General features: G+C 62.3%; 21 protein-coding genes. 3 read left to right on the top strand and 18 right to left on the bottom strand.

The features are described from left to right. The first annotated feature begins 4 nt into the window (after nt 1–4). On the top strand, nt 5–994 hold the full coding sequence (locus F7R19_RS20575) for an aldo/keto reductase (RefSeq protein WP_150981819.1): 990 nt from the start codon (nt 5–7) through the stop codon (nt 992–994). A gap of 271 nt (nt 995–1,265) precedes the next feature. Here F7R19_RS20575 and F7R19_RS20570 read toward each other — a convergent pair whose 3' ends face one another. The 18 genes from F7R19_RS20570 to F7R19_RS20485 form a co-directional block, all read right to left on the bottom strand. Next, nucleotides 1,266–2,156 (bottom strand): LysR family transcriptional regulator, encoded by an 891-nt coding sequence (locus F7R19_RS20570; RefSeq protein ID WP_150981818.1) that lies wholly within the window; start codon nt 2,154–2,156, stop codon nt 1,266–1,268. Nucleotides 2,157–2,323: 167 nt separating this feature from the next. Next, entirely contained in the window at nt 2,324–3,286 is a 963-nt protein-coding gene (locus F7R19_RS20565; protein WP_150981817.1) for a quinone oxidoreductase family protein, read from the bottom strand. An 84-nt stretch (nt 3,287–3,370) separates the two neighbouring features. Next, complete coding sequence (gene fghA / locus F7R19_RS20560; RefSeq protein WP_150981816.1) at nt 3,371–4,198, bottom strand: S-formylglutathione hydrolase; 828 nt, start codon at nt 4,196–4,198, stop codon at nt 3,371–3,373. Nucleotides 4,199–4,200: 2 nt separating this feature from the next. Beyond that, nucleotides 4,201–4,599 carry a VOC family protein gene (locus F7R19_RS20555; RefSeq protein ID WP_150981815.1) on the bottom strand — a complete coding sequence of 133 codons (399 nt, stop codon included), beginning with the start codon at nt 4,597–4,599 and terminating at the stop codon, nt 4,201–4,203. 53 nt (nt 4,600–4,652) lie between these two features. After that, a complete protein-coding gene (locus F7R19_RS20550; RefSeq protein ID WP_058131072.1) occupies nt 4,653–5,762 on the bottom strand; it encodes an S-(hydroxymethyl)glutathione dehydrogenase/class III alcohol dehydrogenase in 1,110 nt (369 codons plus the stop codon). Between the two features lie 72 nt (nt 5,763–5,834). Then, nucleotides 5,835–6,419: a flavin reductase family protein gene (locus tag F7R19_RS20545; RefSeq protein WP_023112350.1), complete on the bottom strand. Its 585-nt coding sequence runs from the start codon at nt 6,417–6,419 to the stop codon at nt 5,835–5,837. A 103-nt stretch (nt 6,420–6,522) separates the two neighbouring features. After that, nucleotides 6,523–7,536, bottom strand: coding sequence for a zinc-dependent alcohol dehydrogenase family protein (locus F7R19_RS20540; protein WP_023007052.1), 1,014 nt, complete (start codon nt 7,534–7,536; stop codon nt 6,523–6,525). Between the two features lie 71 nt (nt 7,537–7,607). Further along, complete coding sequence (locus F7R19_RS20535) at nt 7,608–8,663, bottom strand: NAD(P)-dependent alcohol dehydrogenase (protein WP_023102505.1); 1,056 nt, start codon at nt 8,661–8,663, stop codon at nt 7,608–7,610. Between the two features lie 29 nt (nt 8,664–8,692). Continuing rightward, nucleotides 8,693–9,103, bottom strand: a complete 411-nt coding sequence (locus F7R19_RS20530; protein WP_023007050.1) for an organic hydroperoxide resistance protein — start codon at nt 9,101–9,103, stop codon at nt 8,693–8,695. 53 nt (nt 9,104–9,156) lie between these two features. Continuing rightward, complete coding sequence (locus F7R19_RS20525) at nt 9,157–10,575, bottom strand: coniferyl aldehyde dehydrogenase (protein ID WP_023007049.1); 1,419 nt, start codon at nt 10,573–10,575, stop codon at nt 9,157–9,159. Between the two features lie 87 nt (nt 10,576–10,662). Continuing rightward, nucleotides 10,663–12,054, bottom strand: coding sequence for an NAD-dependent succinate-semialdehyde dehydrogenase (locus tag F7R19_RS20520; protein WP_058131069.1), 1,392 nt, complete (start codon nt 12,052–12,054; stop codon nt 10,663–10,665). 73 nt (nt 12,055–12,127) lie between these two features. Next, a complete protein-coding gene (locus F7R19_RS20515) occupies nt 12,128–12,958 on the bottom strand; it encodes a nitroreductase family protein (RefSeq protein WP_034030325.1) in 831 nt (276 codons plus the stop codon). A gap of 27 nt (nt 12,959–12,985) precedes the next feature. Then, the gene (locus F7R19_RS20510) at nt 12,986–13,291 is read right to left on the bottom strand and encodes a DUF1330 domain-containing protein (protein WP_023007046.1); all 306 of its coding nucleotides are present in this window, start codon (nt 13,289–13,291) and stop codon (nt 12,986–12,988) included. An 11-nt stretch (nt 13,292–13,302) separates the two neighbouring features. Next, a complete protein-coding gene (locus F7R19_RS20505; RefSeq protein WP_034030322.1) occupies nt 13,303–13,980 on the bottom strand; it encodes a type 1 glutamine amidotransferase domain-containing protein in 678 nt (225 codons plus the stop codon). A 34-nt stretch (nt 13,981–14,014) separates the two neighbouring features. Next, nucleotides 14,015–15,046: an NADP-dependent oxidoreductase gene (locus tag F7R19_RS20500; RefSeq protein WP_023007044.1), complete on the bottom strand. Its 1,032-nt coding sequence runs from the start codon at nt 15,044–15,046 to the stop codon at nt 14,015–14,017. Between the two features lie 136 nt (nt 15,047–15,182). Next, a complete protein-coding gene (locus F7R19_RS20495; protein ID WP_150981814.1) occupies nt 15,183–15,794 on the bottom strand; it encodes a TetR/AcrR family transcriptional regulator in 612 nt (203 codons plus the stop codon). Nucleotides 15,795–16,119: 325 nt separating this feature from the next. Beyond that, on the bottom strand, nt 16,120–17,232 hold the full coding sequence (locus tag F7R19_RS20490) for an alkene reductase (protein WP_175994343.1): 1,113 nt from the start codon (nt 17,230–17,232) through the stop codon (nt 16,120–16,122). 125 nt (nt 17,233–17,357) lie between these two features. Continuing rightward, the gene (locus tag F7R19_RS20485; RefSeq protein ID WP_208449515.1) at nt 17,358–17,660 is read right to left on the bottom strand and encodes an ArsR/SmtB family transcription factor; all 303 of its coding nucleotides are present in this window, start codon (nt 17,658–17,660) and stop codon (nt 17,358–17,360) included. Nucleotides 17,661–18,022: 362 nt separating this feature from the next. Here F7R19_RS20485 and F7R19_RS20480 point away from each other — a divergent pair, with 362 nt between their 5' ends. Together F7R19_RS20480 and F7R19_RS20475 are read left to right on the top strand one after the other, a co-directional pair. Next, nucleotides 18,023–18,646: a glutathione S-transferase family protein gene (locus tag F7R19_RS20480; RefSeq protein WP_150981811.1), complete on the top strand. Its 624-nt coding sequence runs from the start codon at nt 18,023–18,025 to the stop codon at nt 18,644–18,646. A 619-nt stretch (nt 18,647–19,265) separates the two neighbouring features. Continuing rightward, entirely contained in the window at nt 19,266–19,526 is a 261-nt protein-coding gene (locus F7R19_RS20475) for a hypothetical protein (RefSeq protein WP_150981810.1), read from the top strand. Nucleotides 19,527–19,650: the final 124 nt, after the last annotated feature.

Here is a 19,650-nt window from a genome sequence, read left to right as displayed (position 1 = left end):
ATCCATGAAAACGCGAAAACTCGGAACCAATGGCTTGGAAGTGTCTGCCATCGGCTTTGGCTGCATGGGCTTGAACTTCAGCTACGGTCATTCTCTCGGGAAGGCAGACAGCATTGCCTTGATCCGTGCAGCAGTCGAGCGTGGCGTCACCTTCTTCGACACCGCCGAAGTCTATGGCCCCTATACCAACGAAGAACTTGTCGGCGAAGCACTGGAGCCGGTGCGCGATCAAGTTGTCATCGCGACCAAGTTTGGCTTCAACATCGTGGACGGAAAAATGGCTGGCATGGACAGCCGGCCCGAGCAGATTCGCAAGGTCTGCGATGCCTCCTTGAAACGGCTTGGTGCCGAGGTGATCGATCTGTTCTATCAGCATCGCGTCGATCCAAACGTACCGATCGAAGATGTGGCCGGAACTGTCAAGGAGCTTATCGCCGAGGGCAAGGTAAAACACTTCGGTATGTCCGAACCCGGTGCCGAGACCGCGCGCCGCGCTCACGCCGTACAGCCGATCTCGGCGCTTCAGAACGAATACTCTTTATGGACGCGAGGGCCGGAAAGCAACGGCATTCTCGCGGCCTGCGAAGAACTCGGCATAGGCCTGGTGCCTTACAGCCCGCTCGGCAAGGGTTTCCTGACGGGCGCGATGAGCAAGGACACCCCGCTGGGCGATGGCGATTTCCGCAAGTTGCTGCCGCGCTTCACGCCCGAGGCGATGGAGAAGAACCAGGCACTGATCGGCTTGTTGCGTCGCATCGCTGGAGAAAAGGATGCGACGCCAGCTCAGATCGCGCTCGCATGGTTGTCGGCGCAGAAGCCGTGGATCGTGCCGATTCCAGGTACCACTAAGCTCCACCGTCTGGAGGAAAACATCGCCGCCGCAGACGTGGTGCTGACGGCCACTGATCTCACTGCCATCACCGATGCGCTTGCTGCCATCGACATTGAAGGCGAGCGTTATCCGGCGCACCTGCTTGCCACCACGGGCCGCTGAATCCCGTGCCGCTGTACGATGCTTAGGAAACGATCTCGTTGCTGGGAACGGCGGTGGATCGTGCTGTGACAATCTTCGAAACCTCGCCGTAGCCTATGGCCATTCGTGAACTAAAACTGTTGGGTGAAGCCTTCAGGGGCATCCGGGATCAGGTCGTGATCGCCGCCAAGTTCGGGTTCCAATTGACTTGGACACCTGCGTGCGGCGCGATGGCGTCAGCAGGCGCCTCGAGCATACCTCCAGCAATTCAACAAAATTGAATTGACTACGGTTACTCGTCGCTAAGAGGATGTAGGCGTGCCATGAATCGCTCTAGTAGAAAGCACGGGTGTTCACTGTCGGGCCTGAGTAGAAAGGTCGTGATAACGGCCGATCCAACTGCCAAAGGCCGAATCACGATGTTGGGGTGTCGGCAAGTAGCTACCCTAGCGAAAGAGCTAAAACCGATGCCGTAGCCCGCAGCAACGAGCGTAAGCATTACGTCCAGCGAGGTTGCGTGCTCGATAACGTTGGGTTCATGCACTTGGGCATGCAGCAGCTTGGTCAGCTCTCGGAAATAGCCTTCACACATTTGGGGGGCGACCATGATCAAGGGAAACCGCGTTAGTTCGTCTAGCGGAACTTCTTTATGAACGAGCAGTGGATGGCGAGCTGGGAGCGCCGCCACGATAGGTGTATGCCAGATAGCTTCGGCCACGATTCCGCTTCCGACGCTATTGGTATGCGCAAAGCCGATGCTGAAGTCTCCTGATCGTAGTCCACGCAATTGTTCCGAGAATGAGACTTCGGAGAGCCGGACCTCAATTTCAGGCTCTTCCTCTCGACAGCGTGTCAGGAATTCGGAAAAGCGTGGGTCGATCGCGCCATCGGATACCGCGATTCGCAGACTACCTCGATAACCGGCGGATACAGCCTTGACGTTTTCGCGAGCCTGATCCAGTGTGGTGAACACACGGCGCACGTCCTGTAGAAATACGGTGCCGGCCTGGGTCAGTCGAGTTCCACGACGGTCCCGATCAAATAACAACGTGCCTAACTCATCCTCCAATTCCCTGATTGCTCGGGAAAGTGGAGATTGGTCGATGTGGAGGCGCTCAGCGGCTCGGGTGAAGTGTAGTTCCTCAGCCAGGACGACAAAGCAGCGTAGGTGTCGCAGCTCCATGGGCTGCTCCTTTATGTTCATTTCGTTGGACTTACTCCCTTTCCCTCCGACAGGAAATGGCTTGTGGGCAAGCAAGCAACCTACAAAATGGGAGATGCTGCAAGGCGCTGTTGGTAAGTGGCGTTTTCACTTCATTCATATCTTGTTTCGGTAGGTCTGACCTGGAATCAAGGCACCATGATTACGCGACCAATGCGGCCGCGTTCCTCTGCCCGGCGATGGGCCGCTGCTGCTTCCGCAAGCGTGAAGGTCGCATCGATCGGCACTTTTAGTTCGCCTCGCAGAGCCTGCTGGAGCAGATCGTCGATTAACGCATGGACATCCGGTTCGCCCATGACCGGGCCGAGCAGGCAGCCGATCACCGTCTGCCGATGGACCAGGAGATGTCCTGCGTCGATCGGCTGGTTGCGGCCTCCGAATACGCCCACAATGACGCCGCGCCCGCCGTCCCTCACCACATGGAGACCATCGACCAGCGCCGTCCCGCCAACATTGTCGATCAACAGGTCAACCGCGTTGCCACCGAGAAGCGCGCGGATCTGCTCGCTAGCAGGCTTGTCAGCCGTGACGACGATGGCATCGGAAAGTCCATATCCGTGGAGTTCTTCGAGCGTTTCAGAGCGCGTGCCGGTGCCGATGACCCGCGCTCCCACTTTCGCCGCGAGCTGGACGGCAGCCAGCCCCACGCCGCCCGCAGCGCCCTGGATCAGTACCGTCTCGGCAGGTTTGAGAGCTCCCAGTTTCAAGGTGTACGCGGCGGTGCCCGGACCCGCTGGGATCGCCGCCGCGACCTTGATGTCGAGACCATCCGGGACCAGCCAGCTGGTCGCCGCGGGCACAGCCCGCAGTTCGGCGTGCGAGCCTTTGAAATTGAACCCCGTGACTTTCTGTCCGACCTTGAAGCCGGTCACGGCGCGTCCAACCTGCAGGATCTCGCCGGCGGCAGCATAGCCAAGGATGTCGGTCGGGCCGCTGGGTGTGGTTTCGCGGCGACCGACGAGATCACCGCCCTCGATGCTGATGGCCTCAACGCGGATGAGCAGTTCGTCGTCCGCCGCGACCGGATCCGGAACCTCGGCCAGGTGCAGGACGGAGGGGTTTCCAGGTTGTTCGTAGATGGCAGCTTTCATGTCATGTTCCTTTCATGTCGTAGGTCGCTTGCAAGCCCGATGGCATGGGCTTACTTCCAAGATCGATGCGTCGCGTCCGCGGCGCTACTTCAGCGTATGGGCATGGTGGGCGAGGTGTTCGCCAATGAAACTCGCGGTGAAGTAATGGCTGTGGTCGTAGCCTGCTTGCATCCGCAGCGTGACCGGATATGCTGCTGCCTGCGCGGCTTGCGCGGGCAATTTCGGCTTGAGCTGCTCATCGAGGAACTCGTCCGCATCGCCTTGGTCGATCAGCAACGGCAGGCGCTCCTGCGCACTGGCGATCAGCTCGACTGCGTCGTGCTGCTTCCACGCCTTGCGGTCGTCACCCAGATACGCGGAAAAGGCTTTTTCGCCCCATGGCATCTGCGAAGGCGCGACGACCGGAGAGAACGCCGAAACGCTGCGGTAGCGTCCCGGATTCTTCAATGCGATGGTCAGTGCGCCATGGCCGCCCATCGAGTGGCCGCTAATGCCACGCGCACCGTCAGCGTTGAAGTTTGCCTCGATGAGCTGCGGCAATTCCTCAACGACGCAGTCGTACATGCGGAAGTGCCGCGCCCACGGCTCGCGCGTGGCATTGACGTAGAAGCGAGCACCTTTGCCCCAGTCGTAGGCGTTGTCGTCAGCCACATCCTCGCCGCGTGGACTGGTGTCGGGAGCGACCAGAATCATGCTGCGCTCGGCAGCGTAGCGCTGCTCCCCAGCCTTGGTGATGAAATTCTGCTCGGTGCAGGTCAAGCCGGATAGCCAGTACAGCACCGGCAGCTTTTCATGCGCGGCTTGCGGCGGCAGGTATGCGCCCACATTCATCGCGCATCCCAGTGCGCGCGACTCATGCCGGTACACTTCCTGCCAACCGCCGAAGCAGGCGCGGTGTTCGATGCGCTCCATCTTCAGATGAAGGTGTACGAGCAGATTTTGTTGCCCGCCGGGTCGCGCAGGTAGGCGGCATAGGCGCCAGGCAGGTGGCCGCGCGGGCCGGGTTGGCCTTCATCGGTACCACCTGCGGCCAGGCCGGAGGCATGGAAGGCATCTACCTCGGCCGGCGTGGCCGCGGCAAAGCCTACCGTGACGCCATTGGACGAAGGCGCTCCGCCATCGCTGGGACGGGTGATGATAAAGGCCGGCTTGTCACGCCCATACAGCACCCACCCATTGCCGAACGGGCCCAGATTCCTGATGCCCAGCGCGCCCAGCGTGGCGTCGTAGAACGCGACCGATTTTTCGATGTCGATGGCGCCGAGGAACGCGTGCGAAAAAACGCCGTCGCCGGAAATGACTGGAGTTGCCATAAAAATCTCCTTCAGATTGACTGGATAACAATAAATAACCGGGGGATTCCGGGTCAGTAATGCACCACGCTGCGGATCGACTTGCCTTCATGCATCAGGTGGAAGGCTTCGTTGATCTCATCGAGGGGCATGGTGTGGGTGACGAACGGCGCGAGGTCGATTTCGCCCTTCATGGCGTCTTCGACCATGCCCGGCAGCTGCGAGCGGCCCTTGACCCCGCCGAAGGCGGTGCCAAGCCAGCGTCGGCCAGTGACCAACTGGAACGGGCGGGTGCTGATCTCCTGTCCGGCGCCAGCCACGCCGATAACGACCGACTGACCCCAGCCGCGATGGGCTGACTCCAGCGCCGCGCGCATCACGTTGACGTTGCCGATGCATTCGAAGGAGTGGTCGACGCCCCAGCCGGTCATCTCGATGATGACCTGCTGGATGGGCTTGTCGAAATCCCTGGGATTGATGCAATCGGTCGCGCCAAAGGTGCGTGCCAGCTCGAACTTGGACGGATTGGTGTCCACGGCGATGATGCGCCCGGCCTTGGCCTGGCGCGCACCCTGAATCACCGCCAGACCGATGCCGCCCAGGCCGAACACTGCGACCGAGTCGCCGGGTTGCACTTTCGCAGTGTTATGCACCGCACCGATGCCGGTGGTGACGCCGCAACCCAGCAGGCAGACGTGTTCCGGATTGGCCTGCGGATTGACTTTCGCCAGCGAAACCTCCGCGACGACGGTGTATTCGCTGAAAGTCGAGCAGCCCATGTAGTGATAGATCGGCTGGCCGTTGTAGGAAAAGCGCGTGGTGCCGTCCGGCATCACGCCCTTGCCCTGGGTGGCGCGCACGGCCACACACAGATTGGTCTTGCCCGACTTGCAGAATAGGCACTCGCCGCATTCGGCGGTGTAGAGCGGGATCACATGGTCGCCCGGCTTGACGCTGGTGACGCCTTCGCCGACCTGGACCACGATACCGGCGCCTTCATGGCCCAGCACGACAGGGAAGAGGCCCTCGGGGTCGTCGCCCGACAGGGTGAAGGCGTCGGTGTGGCAGACGCCGGTATGGGTGATCTTGACCAGAACTTCACCGGCCTTTGGTGGAGCGACGTCGATCTCGACGATTTCAAGCGGTTTGCCTGGCCCGAAGGCGACGGCAGCACGTGACTTCATGCTTTTCTCCTGTAATCGGTGGGCACTTTACGGAGGTGCGGCAGTTGCCGCTCCACCTGGGCGACCAAAGGTTTAGCGTTGCGTTAAAGGCACGTCCAGGGCATCGCCGATGGTATAGAAATGCCCGCCGGCGACATGATGCAAGCTGCGCCAGACCGGGTCGGCATGCTCGTAGCGCCAGCGGCCATCGCTGAACGCCCGCGCGTCCGCCCAGGCGCCGACCACCTCGCCGATGAACAAGTCATAGGTCTCCTGATTGCGCACTTCCGGGATGAGCCGGCACGCCAGCCAGGCCGAAGCTCCGGCCACGAAGGGTTGGTCGAAGCCGTCGAAGCGCAGGAGCTCCACGCCGCAGTTCTGGAGCTTGTCCGGATCCTGATGCAGGCTCCGGGAGCCTACCTCGTGCACCAGCCGCGCTTGCGCGACAGTTGGAATCTGGATGACGAATTCACCGCTGGCCTCAATCAGTTCGCGCGTTCGTGTGATCTTGTCCAGCACCACGGTCAGCCTGGGTGGCGAAAAATCCAACGCACAGGCCCAGGCGGCGGCCATGACGTCGTCGACTCCACTGTGGCGGGCCGACACAAGGACGGTCGGACCATGGGTGATCAGCCGGTAGGCATCGTCCAATGCGACCGACAGGACGTGTTCGGTCATGTCATTCCTCTCTTCAAATATCCACGCCCGGGTCCGGTATGCAGCCGGGCGCGTCCCGGGCGCCGCGTCCGCCAGCGCAGCTGGACGGACAGGGCTTGGGTGATCAGATATCCACCACGACCTTGCCGAAATGGCGGCCGCTCTCCTGGTAGCGGAAAGCCTCAGCAAGCTGCTCCAACGGGAAGCTGCGGTCGATCACCGGGTGGATGCCGGTCTGCTCCAGCGCCGCCACGTACTCCTGCTGCAGGCGCCGGCTGCCGACGATCAGGCCCTGCAGGCGTGCCTGCCTGGCCATCAATACGGCAGTCGGCACCTCGCCGCCTCGGCCGGTCAATACGCCGATCAGCGCGATATGACCGCCCACGCGCACCGCATGAATGGACTGTGCCAGCGTGCCCGGGCCGCCGACTTCCACGACGTGATCGACGCCGCGCCCGCCGGTGATCTCCAGCACCCGCTTGCCCCATTGCGGCGTGCGGCGGTAATTGATGAGGTGGTCGGCGCCGAGCGAGCGCAGACGTTCGAGCTTTTCATCCGACGAGGAGGTGGCAATCACGCTCGCGCCCATCGCTTTTGCGATTTGCAGCGCCGCCACCGAAACCCCGCCGCTACCCAGAACCAGCACGCTCTCGCCGGCCTTGAGCGGGCCGTCGGCCACCAGGGCGCGCCAGGCGGTCAGCCCGGCGGTGGTGATGGTCGCCGCCTCGGCGTGGCTCCAGCCGCGCGGCGCCAGGGTGAAGTCGGCGGCTGCGCGCACCGCGACTTCGGTGGCGTAGCCGTCGATGCCGTCGCCCGGCGTGCCCTGAAAGTTGCCGACCGCGGCGAACGGCAGGCCGTCGGTCCATTGCGGAAAGAAGCCGGAGACGACGTGGTCGCCGGGCTTGAACTCATTCACGCCTTCGCCCACCTCTTCGACGACGCCGGCGGCGTCGGATAGTAGTACCCGTCCGTCGGCGGCGGGGATGCCGCCGTTGGCGACCAGCAGATCGTGGAAGTTGAGCGAGCTGGCGTGCAGCTTCACACGGACCTGACCTGGACCAGGCTGGCCGGGGTCGGGGAGTTCGCGTAGTTCGAGGCAGTCCAGGCCGCCGGGGCTGCGTGTCACGATGGCTTTCATCTGGAATCTCCTGTTGCTTCGCGCGGGCCGCCTCGCCGGGAAGCGGCCCGCAACGGTTAGGCTGTTTCGCCTCAGGCGGCGGCCAGGCTCGCGCTGTCGATCACGAAGCGGTACTTCACGTCGCTCTTGAGCATGCGCTCGTAGGCGTCGTTGATCTGCTGGATGGCGATCATCTCGATCTCGGCGACGATGCCTTTCTCGGCGCAGAAGTCGAGCATCTCCTGGGTCTCGGCGATGCCGCCGATCAGCGAGCCGGCGATGCTGCGGCGCTTGAAGATGAGATTGGCGATGCTCGGCGACGGGTGCGGGTGCTCGGGTACGCCGACCAGGGTCATGGTGCCGTCGAGTTTGAGCAGGCCAGTGAAGGCGTCGAGGTCGTGGCTGGCTGCGACCGTGTTGAGGATGAAGTCGAAACTGTTGGCGTGCGCCGCCATCTCTTCAGCGTTACGCGAGACAATGACTTCGTCGGCGCCCAGTTCCAGCGCAGCGGCGCGCTTGCTCTCGCTGGTGGTGAAGGCCACGGTGTGTGCGCCCAGGGCATGTGCCAGCTTGATGCCCATGTGGCCAAGCCCGCCGATACCCACGATGCCCACTTTCTGGCCAGGACCGACCTTCCAGTGGCGCAACGGTGACCAGGTGGTGACGCCGGCGCACAACAGCGGCGCCACGGCGGCCAGTTGCGCCTCGGGGTGCGAAACCTTCAGGACGAAGTCGTCCTTAACTACGATCTGCTGCGAATAGCCGCCCAGGGTGTGGCCGGGCGCATCATGCGTCGGGCCATTGTAGGTGAAGACCTGGCCGTGCTCGCAATACTGCTCCAGGCCCGCGTCGCAGGCCGGGCAATGATGGCAACTGTCGACCAGGCAGCCGACGCCGACCGTGTCGCCGATCTTGAACTTGGTCACTGCACTGCCGATGGCCGAAACGTGGCCGACGATTTCGTGCCCGGGCACGCAGGGGTACAGCGTGTTGGCCCACTCGTTGCGGGCCTGGTGCAGGTCGGAATGGCAGACGCCGCAGTAGGCGATGTCGATCTTGACGTCGTGCGGCCCCGGCTCGCGGCGAACAATGTCGAGCGCCGCCAGCGGCGTGTCAGCGGCATGGGTGCCATAGGCTTTTACTGTCATGGTGTTTCTCCTCGTAGGCCTACCGTCGCTTAGGCGACGCTGGTGTGCAGGCGCACGTCGACGTTGCCGCGGGTGGCGTTCGAGTACGGGCAGACTTGGTGGGTGGTTTCCACCAGCTTCTGCGCGTCGGCTTCGCTCAGGCCCTGGACTTCCACATACAGGTCGATGTCCAGGCTGTAGCCGCCCTCGGCGTTCTGGCCGATGCCGACCTCGACCGAGGTCTTGGTGGCAGTAGGTGCCAGCTTCAGTTGCTTGGCCGCCACCGGCAGCGCGTTGTCGAAGCAGGCGGCGTAACCCATGGCAAACAGTTGCTCGGGGTTGACGCCAGCCTTGCCGGACCCCGGCATGGCCATATCCAGCGCGAGGCTGCCATCGTCCAGCGTGGTGCGGCCGGAACGGCCGCCGACGGCGGTGGCGCGGGTCTTGTAGAAAATCTTCATGGTATTCAGCTCCGTAGGTTTACGAAGGGCGGTGTGCTCCGCCCAGGAAAAAATCATTCGCTCAGCTGTGCCTCGACCGCTTTCTGCTTGTCGGCATAGGGCGCGCGCAGCGCCAGGCTGGAGGTCCCGTCCGGGCTCTGCATCACCACGGCCTTGGCGTGGCTGAAACGCCGGAACCCATGGATGCCGTGGTAGGCGCCGATGCCGGAAGGGCCGATACCGCCAAACGGCAGATCCTCGATAAAAGCGTGGATCAGCGTGTCGTTGATCACTGCTGCACCCGAGGTGGTGCGTTCGGTGAAGCGCTTTTGACGCGTTGCGTCGCTGCCGAAGTAGTACGCGGCCAGCGGACGCGGATGGGCATTGACGTAGTCGATGGCATGGTCAAGATCCGGGCAGTTCACCAGCGGCAGGACCGGCCCGAAGATTTCTTCCTGCATCACGCGCATCGTATCGTCGGGATCCAGTACAAGCGTCGGTGCCAGCAGGCGGGTCGCAGGATCGGCATCTGCTTCGCCGTCCGGTGCAAGACTGATGACGGTTGCTCCCTTGGCCTGGGCGTCATCGAGCAACACCTGCAGGCGCTGGAAGTGCCGATCGTTGACAACGGCGGTGTAATCGGTGTTGCTTCCCAGATCTGGATAAGTGGCCGCAACGAACGCGCGGGCGTGCTCGATGAACGCCTCGCGTGCGGACGGCGGCAGAAGCACATAATCGGGGGCGATGCAGATCTGCCCGGCGTTGAATGTCTTGGATGTGAGCACCCGCTCGGCCACTATCTTGATGTCGGCGTCCACGTCGACGAGCACGGGCGATTTGCCGCCAAGTTCCAGCGTTACCGGTACAAGGTTCTCGGACGCGGCGCGCATCACAAGACGCCCCACTGCCGTGCTGCCCGTGTAAATGAGATGGTCGAACGGTTGCGCGGTGAAGGCGGCGCCGACTTCGGCGTCTCCGAGCACGACGCCGAATTCGAGCGCATCGAAATAGCGCGGAATCTGCTCGGCCAGCAGATCGGAGGTGCGGGGCGTCAGTTCGGACGGCTTGAGCAGCGCGCGGTTGCCGGCGGCGAACACGCCTGCGAGTGGCCCGAACGAGAGGTTGATCGGGAAGTTCCAGGGGCTGATGATGCCTACTACACCGAGTGGCTGGTATTCCACGCGTGCCTGCACGCCCGGCATACCGGCGTCTTGCGCTTCGGGTCGCATCCAATGTTCGAGTTGCTCGCGCGCGTGGCGCATGCTCTTGATGGGCGCAAGCACATCGGTGGCCAGTGTCTGATAGGGGCTGCGGTGGCCATAATCGGCGCGAATGGCCGATTCCAGCTGCGCGCGGTTATCGGACAACAGGCGTTCGGCGCGAGCGAGCCGATCCCGCCGCTGTTCGGCGTCCGCCGGGCCATCGCTCAGGTGCGCCTGCTTCATCGCCGCGACGACGCCAGGCAGGCGCGTGATCAGATCGGATGTACTCATGAGGGTTTCCTAAGTTCGGTTAACGTTGAACGTCGCCCGTGGACGCGAAACGGCGGCCGGCGGTACCGTGCCGCCGGCCCGCTTGCATCAGAACGGCGCGTCGATGTCGACCACGTCGATCAGCTTGTGGTTGACGAACTCCTTGAGGCCCAGGCCGAGCAACTCTCGGCCGTAGCCAGAGCGGCGTACGCCGCCGAACGGCAGGTCGGCCTTGGCCATGGTCGGGTGGTTGACGAACACCATGCCGGTGGAGATGCGCTTGGCGACTTCGGCGCCATGTTTGGCGTCGGCGGTGAACACCGAGCCGCCCAGGCCGAACGGCGAGTCGTTGGCGATGGCGATCGCTTCTTCCTCGTCGTGGGCGCGGTAGACCAGCGATACCGGCCCGAAGAATTCCCAGTAGTAGGCCGGGTTGTCCGGAGTCAGGCCGGTGAGGATCGTCGGCTGCACGAAGGCACCTTGCGCCGGCACCTTGGGCCCCACCTCGGTCGCGGTCGCGCCGTGGGCGACGGCCTGGCGGATCTGTTCCTTGACGTCGTCGGCGGCCTTCTGCGAGGACAGCGGCGCCAGGGTGGTAGCGGGGTCGAACGGATCGCCCGCCTTGAGCCCGGCCACGCCCTCGGTGTAGCGGCGCAGGAACTCATCGTAGATGGCCTCGACCAGGATGATGCGCTTGGAGGACACGCAGACCTGGCCGGCGTTCCAGTGGCGGCCGAACACCGCCCACTTCACGGTCTTGTCCAGCTCGGCGTCGGCCAGCACCACGAAGGCGTCGGCGCCACCGAGTTCCAGCGTGGACTTCTTCAGCGCCTTGCCAGCCTGGGCGGCGACCACCGCGCCTGCGCCTTCCGAGCCGGTCAGCGCCACGCCGTGCACGCGCGGGTCGTTGAGGATGATCTCGATGTGGTGCCGCGCCGCATAGAGGTTCTTGAAGGCGCCCGCGGGCAGGCCTGCTTCGAGCATCAGCTTCTCGAAGGCATCCGCGCTCTGCGGCACGTTGGAGGCGTGCTTGAGCAGCAGCGTGTTGCCCGCGGCCAGTTGCGGGGCCAGGATGCGGGCGATCTGGTAGTAGGGGAAATTCCACGGCTCGATCGCCAGGATCACACCCAGCGGCTCGTGTACCAGCAACGCGTCGCCCTCGGCGGGATCGGCCACGGTCAGTTTCTCCGGTGCCAGCAGGGCCTCGGCGTTCTTCACGTAATACTCGAAGATGCGCGCGGAAAGTTCGACCTCGGCCAGTGCCTCGGCGGTGATCTTGCCCATCTCCAGGGTCAGCAGTTTCGCGTAGTCGCCAGCCTTGGCGCGCAGCAGGTCTGCGGCACGCTGCAGGATGGCACCGCGCTCGGTGAACGAGCGCTCGCGCCAGGACAGGAAGGCTTCGTGCGCAGCGGCGATGGCCTGTTCCACCTCGGCGTCGGTGGCGTCCGGGAAGGTCTTCAGGGTCTCGCCGGTGTAGGGGTTGATGGTGGCGTATGCCATGTTCGATGATTCCTTGTGACAGTGGATGGAGGAAGGCGTCACGGCCTGCAGAGCCGGAGCGCGGACGAGGAATTCAGCGCAGGGTGAAGCCGAGCGCGTTCAGGGCTTCGCGCAGGCGATGGCGGCCCATCAGCGCGCCGGGGCTGCCGATGCGTTGCACCGACACTTGCGACCAGGGCCGGTCGTCACGCTGCTGCTCCTGCTGGAAGCGGCGCATCAGCGGGTCGTAGTGCGCCACCGCGGCGGCCTCGCCGGCAGCGTCGTAGCGTTCGTGATGCAGCACCGCCGGCTGTGCCAGGCGCGGCTTGACTTCGGCCGGGCGGGCCGGATCGGGATGGCCCACGCACATGCCGAACACCACGAAACTGTCCTGCGGCAGCCCCAGTTCAGCGGCGACCTGCTCTGGATGGTTGCGCATGCCGCCGATGTAGACGATACCCAGCCCCAGGGCTTCGAAGGCGTTCGCCGCGTTCTGCGCGGCTAACGCGGTGTCGACCGCTCCGACGGTGTAGCTCTCCAGGTAATCGATACCGTCGGTCGCGGCACCCTGCGCGGCACCGAGTCGGCGCAGCCGCGACCAGTCGGCGACCCAGGCCAGAAACAGCGGTGCCTCGGCCACGTGGCGCTGACCGCCGGCCAACGCGGCCAGGCGGGCGCGCCGCGCGGGGTCGCGCACGGCGATCACGCTCCATGGCTGCAGGTTGGACGAACTGGAGGCTGATTGCGCGGCAGCGATGGCGAGTTGAAGTGCCTCGTCGTCGACCGGTTGATCGGTGTAGGCGCGCACTGATCGGTGCTCCAGCAGCGCGGCCAGCGCGGCGGGAACAGGGGGCAGCGGCAGGGCGGCGGCCTCGCCATAGCGGGCCTGCCATGCGGAGGCTGGGTCGATCTGATGGGAAGTCATTCCAGAATCCTGTGCGTGTTAGGGGACTCAGGCCGCAGGTGTCGCGCCGATGCCGTCAAGCAACAGCACGCGGTAGTCCGCGCCCTTGAACCGGTGCACCCGTGCTGCCTGGTAAGCGGGGCTGTGATACCAGGCGCGTGCGGCCTGCATGTCGGAAAAGCGCAGGATCACGCCGCCCTCGATCGCCGGTCCCTCCAGCACCTCGAAATCGCCATAGAACGCCAGCGGCGTCAGATCGTGTCCTTCGCGCGCGGCTGGAGCCTGCCTCGCATAGATGTCAAGTTCGGTGGCGTCGAGGGTGCGTTCGCGCAGGAAAACCACGTAAGCGGACATGTTCAATCTCCTCACAGAAGGGCGAGCAGCGCCTTGGCGGCGTCGGCGGACGAGGCAGGGTTCTGGCCGGTGACCAGAAGGCCGTCGGTCAGCACGTGGGACTGCCAGTCGCCGCCCTTGCTGTAATGACCGCCATTGGCCTTGAGCACGTCCTCGACCAGAAACGGCACCACATCGGTCAGGCCAACCGCAGCCTCCTCGCTGTTGCTGAAACCGGTCACCTGCTTGCCGGCGACCAGCGGCTTGCCGTCGGCATCCTTGACGTGGCGCAGCACGCCAGGTGCGTGGCAGACCGTTCCGACCGGCTTGTTCGCCTTGACCGCCGCTTCGATCAGACCGATCGAGACCGGGTCTTCAGCCAGGTCCCATAGCGGGCCGTGGCCGCCGGGATAGAACACTGCATCGAAGTCGCCGATGGCGACCTCGGCCAGCTTGCGGGTGTTGGCCAGGGCCTTGACCGCGTCAGCGTCGGCCAGGAAGCGACGGGTCGCCTCGGTCTGGGCGTCGGGTTCGTCGCTCTTGGGGTCGAGCGGCGGCTGGCCGCCCTTGGGCGAGGCCAGGGTCAGCTTCGCGCCGGCATCGAGGAAGGCATAGTAGGGGGCAGCCAGTTCCTCCAGCCAGAAGCCGGTTTTCCTGCCAGTGTTGCCGAGTTGGTCGTGCGAAGTGAGGATGACGAGAATATTGGCCATAGCGGCTCTCCTTTGGAGGTTCGAAGTGAAAGACTCAGGGGGTGCCGACTCGTACCACGACCTTGCCGAAGTGCCTGCCGGCGAGCAGGTCGATCAGCGCCTGGGGCGCATGTTCCAGGCCCTCGACGAAGTCTTCGCGGACCGAGACCTTGCCCTCGGCGACCCATGCGCCCATGTCGCGCTGAAACGCCGCGAAACCGTCGGCGTAGTGGTCGCCGATGATGAAACCCTGCAGCAGCAGGCGCTTGCGCAGAACCAGCCCCAGCATCATCGGCATGCGGTCCGGGCCAGGTGGCAGGTCGGTGTCGTTGTAGTGGGCGATCAGCCCGCACACCGGCACGCGGGCGCCGACGTTCAGTCGCGGCAGCACGGTGTCGAGCACCGTGCCGCCGACGTTCTCGTAGTAGACGTCGATACCCTGCGGCGTCGCGGTAGCCAGTTGTTCGGCAAAGTCGGGCGCGCGGTGGTCGAGGCAGACATCGAAGCCGAACGCTTCGCGCGCGTAGCGGCATTTTTCCGGCCCGCCGGCGATGCCGATGGCGCGCGCGCCCTTTAGCCGGGCAAGCTGCCCAACTACCGAGCCGACCGCGCCGATGGCGGAGGCGACGACCACAGTCTCGCCCGGCTGCGGCCGGCCGATGTTCAGCAGGCCGTGGTAGGCGGTGAAGCCGGGCATGCCGAGCACGCTCAGCGCCAGCGAAGGATTCGTGGTCCGGGAATCGAGCACGACCAGTCCACGACCGTCGGAAAGCGTATGGCTCTGCCAACCCGTGTCGCCGACGACCAGGTCGCCAACCTTGAATGCCGGGTCGTGCGAAACCTCCACCCGGCTCACCGCGCCGCCGGTCATCACCTCGCCTAGCGCTACGGGTGGAGCATAGGACGGAGCATCGCTCATTCGCCCCCGCATATACGGGTCGAGCGAGAGGTACAGCGTGCGCAGCAGGAGCTGGCCCTTGCCTGGCTCAGGCAGCGATTCCTGTTCCAGCCGGAAGTCGTCTGGCGTCGGCTCACCCGAGGGGCGTGAGGCAAGTACGATGCGGGTTTGCAGGATCGCAGTGGTCATCGCTGACTCCTGAAAAGGACGGCCGAAACGGACTCATGTGCGTGCGTGGAAGCAAAGTTTGTCATCTGATTGAATTAGACCGGTCGTATGCAGTTTGGGCAAAAAAACAAAAGCTACGAGGACTTTTTTCTGTCTGTCAGGCGCAGCGTCGAAGATGAGAAGACAGGCCTAGCAGGCCCTGCGTAGCAGCCAGCGCGGCCTCCATGGGTACACGGTCGCGCGTGAGCTTGGCGCGCAGGCTCGCGCCCAGCCACAACTGGTACAACGTGTTCGCCGTTGTACTGGCATCCAGCTCAACCGGAAGCGAGCCGTCGCTGGCGCCATCCTCGATGGCGCTGGCCAAACGCGCGATCACTCGCGTGGTGCCCTGTTCAAGAACTAAACGCATCGCCTCGGAGAGGTCGCTGACCTCCGCAGCCAGCTTGACCGCCAGACACTTGCCCTTCGGGTCACAGGCTGCCTGGGTCTCCAGCCAGTACTCGAAATAGGCGATCAGTCGCTGTGCTGCGGAAAGATCAGGACGACTCAGCAGATTATCGAGCGAAGCCAGGTAATCGGCGAAGTAATCCTCCAGCAGCGCTTCGCCAAAGGCCTCCTTGGAGCCGAAGTAATGGTAGAAGGAACCCTTCGGCACGCCGGAAGCCTGGAGAACCTCGTTCAGGCCCACGGCGCTGAAGCCCTTTCCCGCGATAATGATCCGGGCGGTATCGAGGATATGTTGGCGGACGTCGTTCGTGGCATTAGTCATGGTTTGTATCTTACCCTGAAACTAGACCGGTCGTCTACAATCATCGGGCAAGTTGATGATGACAGTTAAAAGCTATTAATAGAGCGCTTGCTGCGCAATGCCAGGGACGCTTCCCGGACAGCAGCAGCCGCTTCTCAAGAGGAAGATTCGCGCTCAACGGCTTATCTGCTTGGTATGCGTGTCTGCTTCTCTCGCCGGCAGCGTACAAACGCGGGCGGCAGCTGGCTGTGCCAGCAAACCGTGATGGTTTCTGGTTACCGCTACAGTTACCGCCACCCGAGTTCCCATTTATCCGGGTTCTGTATTTCGGGAATTCCGAAAATGATCAGCCGGAAAAAGTGGGGAAATCCGTGTACCCGTTGGCGCCGCCGCCGTAATAGACGCTGCTGTCAGCAGCCGCCAATGGCTGGTTGCCGCGCAGTCGCTCGACAAGGTCAGGATTGCCGATGAACGGCCGGCCAAACGAAACCGCAGTGGCACGACCGCGTTGAAGATAGCTGCGGGCCTTATCGGCTGTGAAGCCGCCATTCGAGATGTAGGCACCTTTCCAAAGTGCATGGAGCCGGTCAAAGACGGCGTGCTGGCTTTGATCCGCGGGACGACCCGAATCCATCTGGATGTTGGCGAACGGAAACTCCTCGACCATGTGAAGGTAGGCGAGGCCGAGCGGATTGAGCAGCTCGATTACGGTGCTGAATGTCGTTTCCGGATTGCTGTCCCCCATGTCTCCGTAGGTGCCAAAAGGCGACAGGCGAATACCTACATTGCCAGCGTCCCAGGCCTCGCTAACCGCCGTTGCGACTTCCACGGCAAAGCGCGCCCGATTCTCTGCCGAACCACCGTACTCGTCTGTGCGCTGGTTGGTGCGGTCACGGATGAACTGGTCGATCAGGTAACCGTTTGCGCCATGAATTTCGATGCCGTCGAAACCAGCAAGACGCGCGTTCGCGGCACTCCTGGCGAAGTCCGCCACTGTTTCGCGGATGCCCGCGTGGTCAAGCGCTGTCGGCACTGCGCAAGGCTTTGGACCTTCAGGCGTAAACGCAATGGAATCCGCCTGAATGGCGGACGGCGCGACAGGCGAGGCATGTCCCGGCAGGAGGTCAGGGTGGCTGCTGCGGCCGACATGCCACAACTGGAGGACAATTTTGCCCCCGGCGGCATGCACAGCATCTGTCACCTTCGCCCAGGCGCGTACCTGATCGTCATTGTAGATCCCGGGTGTCGCAACATAGCCTTTGGCCATGAGGCTGACCTGGGTTGCCTCTGTGATCACGAGACCTGCGCTCGCGCGTTGGGAATAGTAGTCGGCGGCGAAGGGAGATGGGACGTCTGTGGCGTCGTCTGCGCGGCTGCGTGTCAGTGGTGCCATGACGATGCGGTTGGCGATCTCGATGCGGCCAAGCCGCGTAGGACTGAAAAGCAGGTCTTGAGTCATGTGTATGTCCTCGATTGGTACATGGGGTGAGTGGCGGGCTGCTTTTGCCGGGAAATCATGCAGCTACAATTCTTAATTTCGGAAATTAACGAAATTATGGGCTAAATAAAGGGGGCAACCAATCATTACAGATCTTTTCCAATGCGTCGGGCCAACTGAGCGATGGCCTTTTCGTTACGGCGGTAATACGTCCACTGACCCACGCGACTCGTTTCGACCAGACCGGCACGCTGGAGAATCGACAGATGCGTGGAGACTGTTGAGGGCGACATCTCGACCTTTTGCTGAATATGCGTGACACACACACCTTCGGCCCAGCCATTCGGGGCATGGGTTGGCGGAAAGTTATATTCAGGCTGCTTGAGCCACTCCAGAATCTGGAGCCGCACTTCGCTGGAAAGCGCCTTGAACTGCTCTACCAGTTCGATCATGGGCATTCGAGATTTCGCATAATGACGAAATTATAAGCGACGATGCCATCGTTGGCAAGCTATGGTGCATGCCGCTGTCTGTCATCCTGATTGGGCGAGTCGGCCACGTTTCTCCGCGCAGGCCCTGAGTTTGTCCAGCAATGGCGAGTGCCTATGACTTGCGATGTCCCGGTTACCGACATAAGTTACCAGACGGTAATTTATGCTACAGTAGCCCGCATCAGGCGCCGCCACACATGAGGGTCGCTTCGACCAGTTCGTATGCGCTCAAAGCTGGTTTGGAATAGCCAGTTCGACAGGCATCGTGTGGATCGCTATCCCACTTTAATGGTCCCCGTCTGCGGGGTTGGAGTCTATCAATGATCGTTGTCCATCATCTCAACGAGTCCCGATCGCAACGTGTTCTCTGGCTTCTGGAAGAGCTCGGTCGAGAATACGAAATCCAGTTCTACACGCGTGATTCGTCAACTCGGTTTGCGCCTCCAGAACTGGCCGCCATCCATCCGCTAGGAAAGTCGCCTGTGATCGTGGATGGGGACACCGTCATTCACGAGTCTGGAGCCATCATCGACTATCTGGTTCGGAAATACGGCAGTTTCCTCCAGCCGGATCCGGACAGTCCTGATTATGAAAGATACGTGCAGTGGCTGCACTATGCTGAGGGTTCCGCGATGCTTCCGCTGTTGCTGAAGCTCTATGTCGATCGCATCGGTGATGCAGGCGCACCATTGCACCCGCGAATAACAAGTGAGCTGACCAATCACTTGGGCTACGTTGAGTCTTCCCTCGAAGGCCGGCGTTACCTTCTGGGGGAGCAATTCAGTGCTGCTGATGTCCAGATGAGCTTTGTCGGAGAGCTTGCCGGTGTGTATGGGTTACGGCACGATCGACCCAATCTCGACGGATGGATCAATCGACTCCACGGACGCCCCGCCTATCGGGCCGCAATCCGTCGCGGCGGCCAGTACAGCCTTTCAAGGTAGATCACTCCCCTCGTCGGCCATCGCCTTATGGTCGCCGGTTCGCGCGGCCGGTTGAGTTTCTGTTCGGTAAGTGCGTATCTGGGGTGAGATCAGGTCGCACCAACTTCGCCCGCAGACTGGCCTTTGCGTGCCTCCTGTACCGGTGACCCCTTCAGCTCGCACGTGTTCCTGATCTTTTCCGCTTTGAGATGGCCCCTCCGCGATCTGGTAGCGCAGCCTGCCCTTGGTTGTCACCTTCTTGCGCTTCTTCCGCACGGAGTACCCACTGCATACTGGCTTAGTGCGTACCACTGCTATAGCGCAGCGTCGTCTGCAGTGGGCCGGCCCCCGCAAAAAACGGACACTGGTAACGCTTAAATTATGAGGTAGTCTTACGACTATGTTTAAGCCACTGGAACAGCCCCTTGAATCTGCGGACATAGTCTCTACCGTAAAATAGCGGGTAGCTGTTTCAATATTGATTGTTGTCGTCCTAACGGCTTTGGTTGTCGTACGTCGCAAACGAAAGAATCCGCATTGAAGGGATGCTGTAACGCGTTGCCAATGATGCTCGGCTAGTTGGCGAGGGCACGGTCCTTGTGCATGTGCGAAATTCGATAGACTTATTTTGGAGCTGAATATGGCAGTGGCAGGCTCGCACTTGCAAAACGAAATGTTTCTGAATCTGATCGTTTTGGGAGGAAATACGGAGGAAAAACTGCGTGCAGCAAAGAATGCTGGCTTTGACGCCGTCGAAATTTGGAACGAAGACGTGGATTCCTACTTTGGCGGCGCGACGGCCGTTCGCACATTAGCAAATAATCTGGAGATTGGATTTACGGACTGCATGGTTTTAAGAGACTTTGCCGGTGCACCCAAGTCTTTGCGTGAGGAAAAATGACCTTGCCCCTGTTCCACGAATCCCATAACCGAGGGAATTAGGCAGCCCGGTGTTGCTGAGCTGCGGACCAGTTTTTCTCGAACGTCATGGGGCTGACGTAGCCCAGCGTCGAGTGGAGTCGGCT

It is taken from the genome of Cupriavidus pauculus (assembly GCF_008801835.1).
Taxonomy (GTDB): domain Bacteria; phylum Pseudomonadota; class Gammaproteobacteria; order Burkholderiales; family Burkholderiaceae; genus Cupriavidus; species Cupriavidus pauculus.
This window is presented reverse-complemented; position numbering and strand designations above follow the sequence as displayed.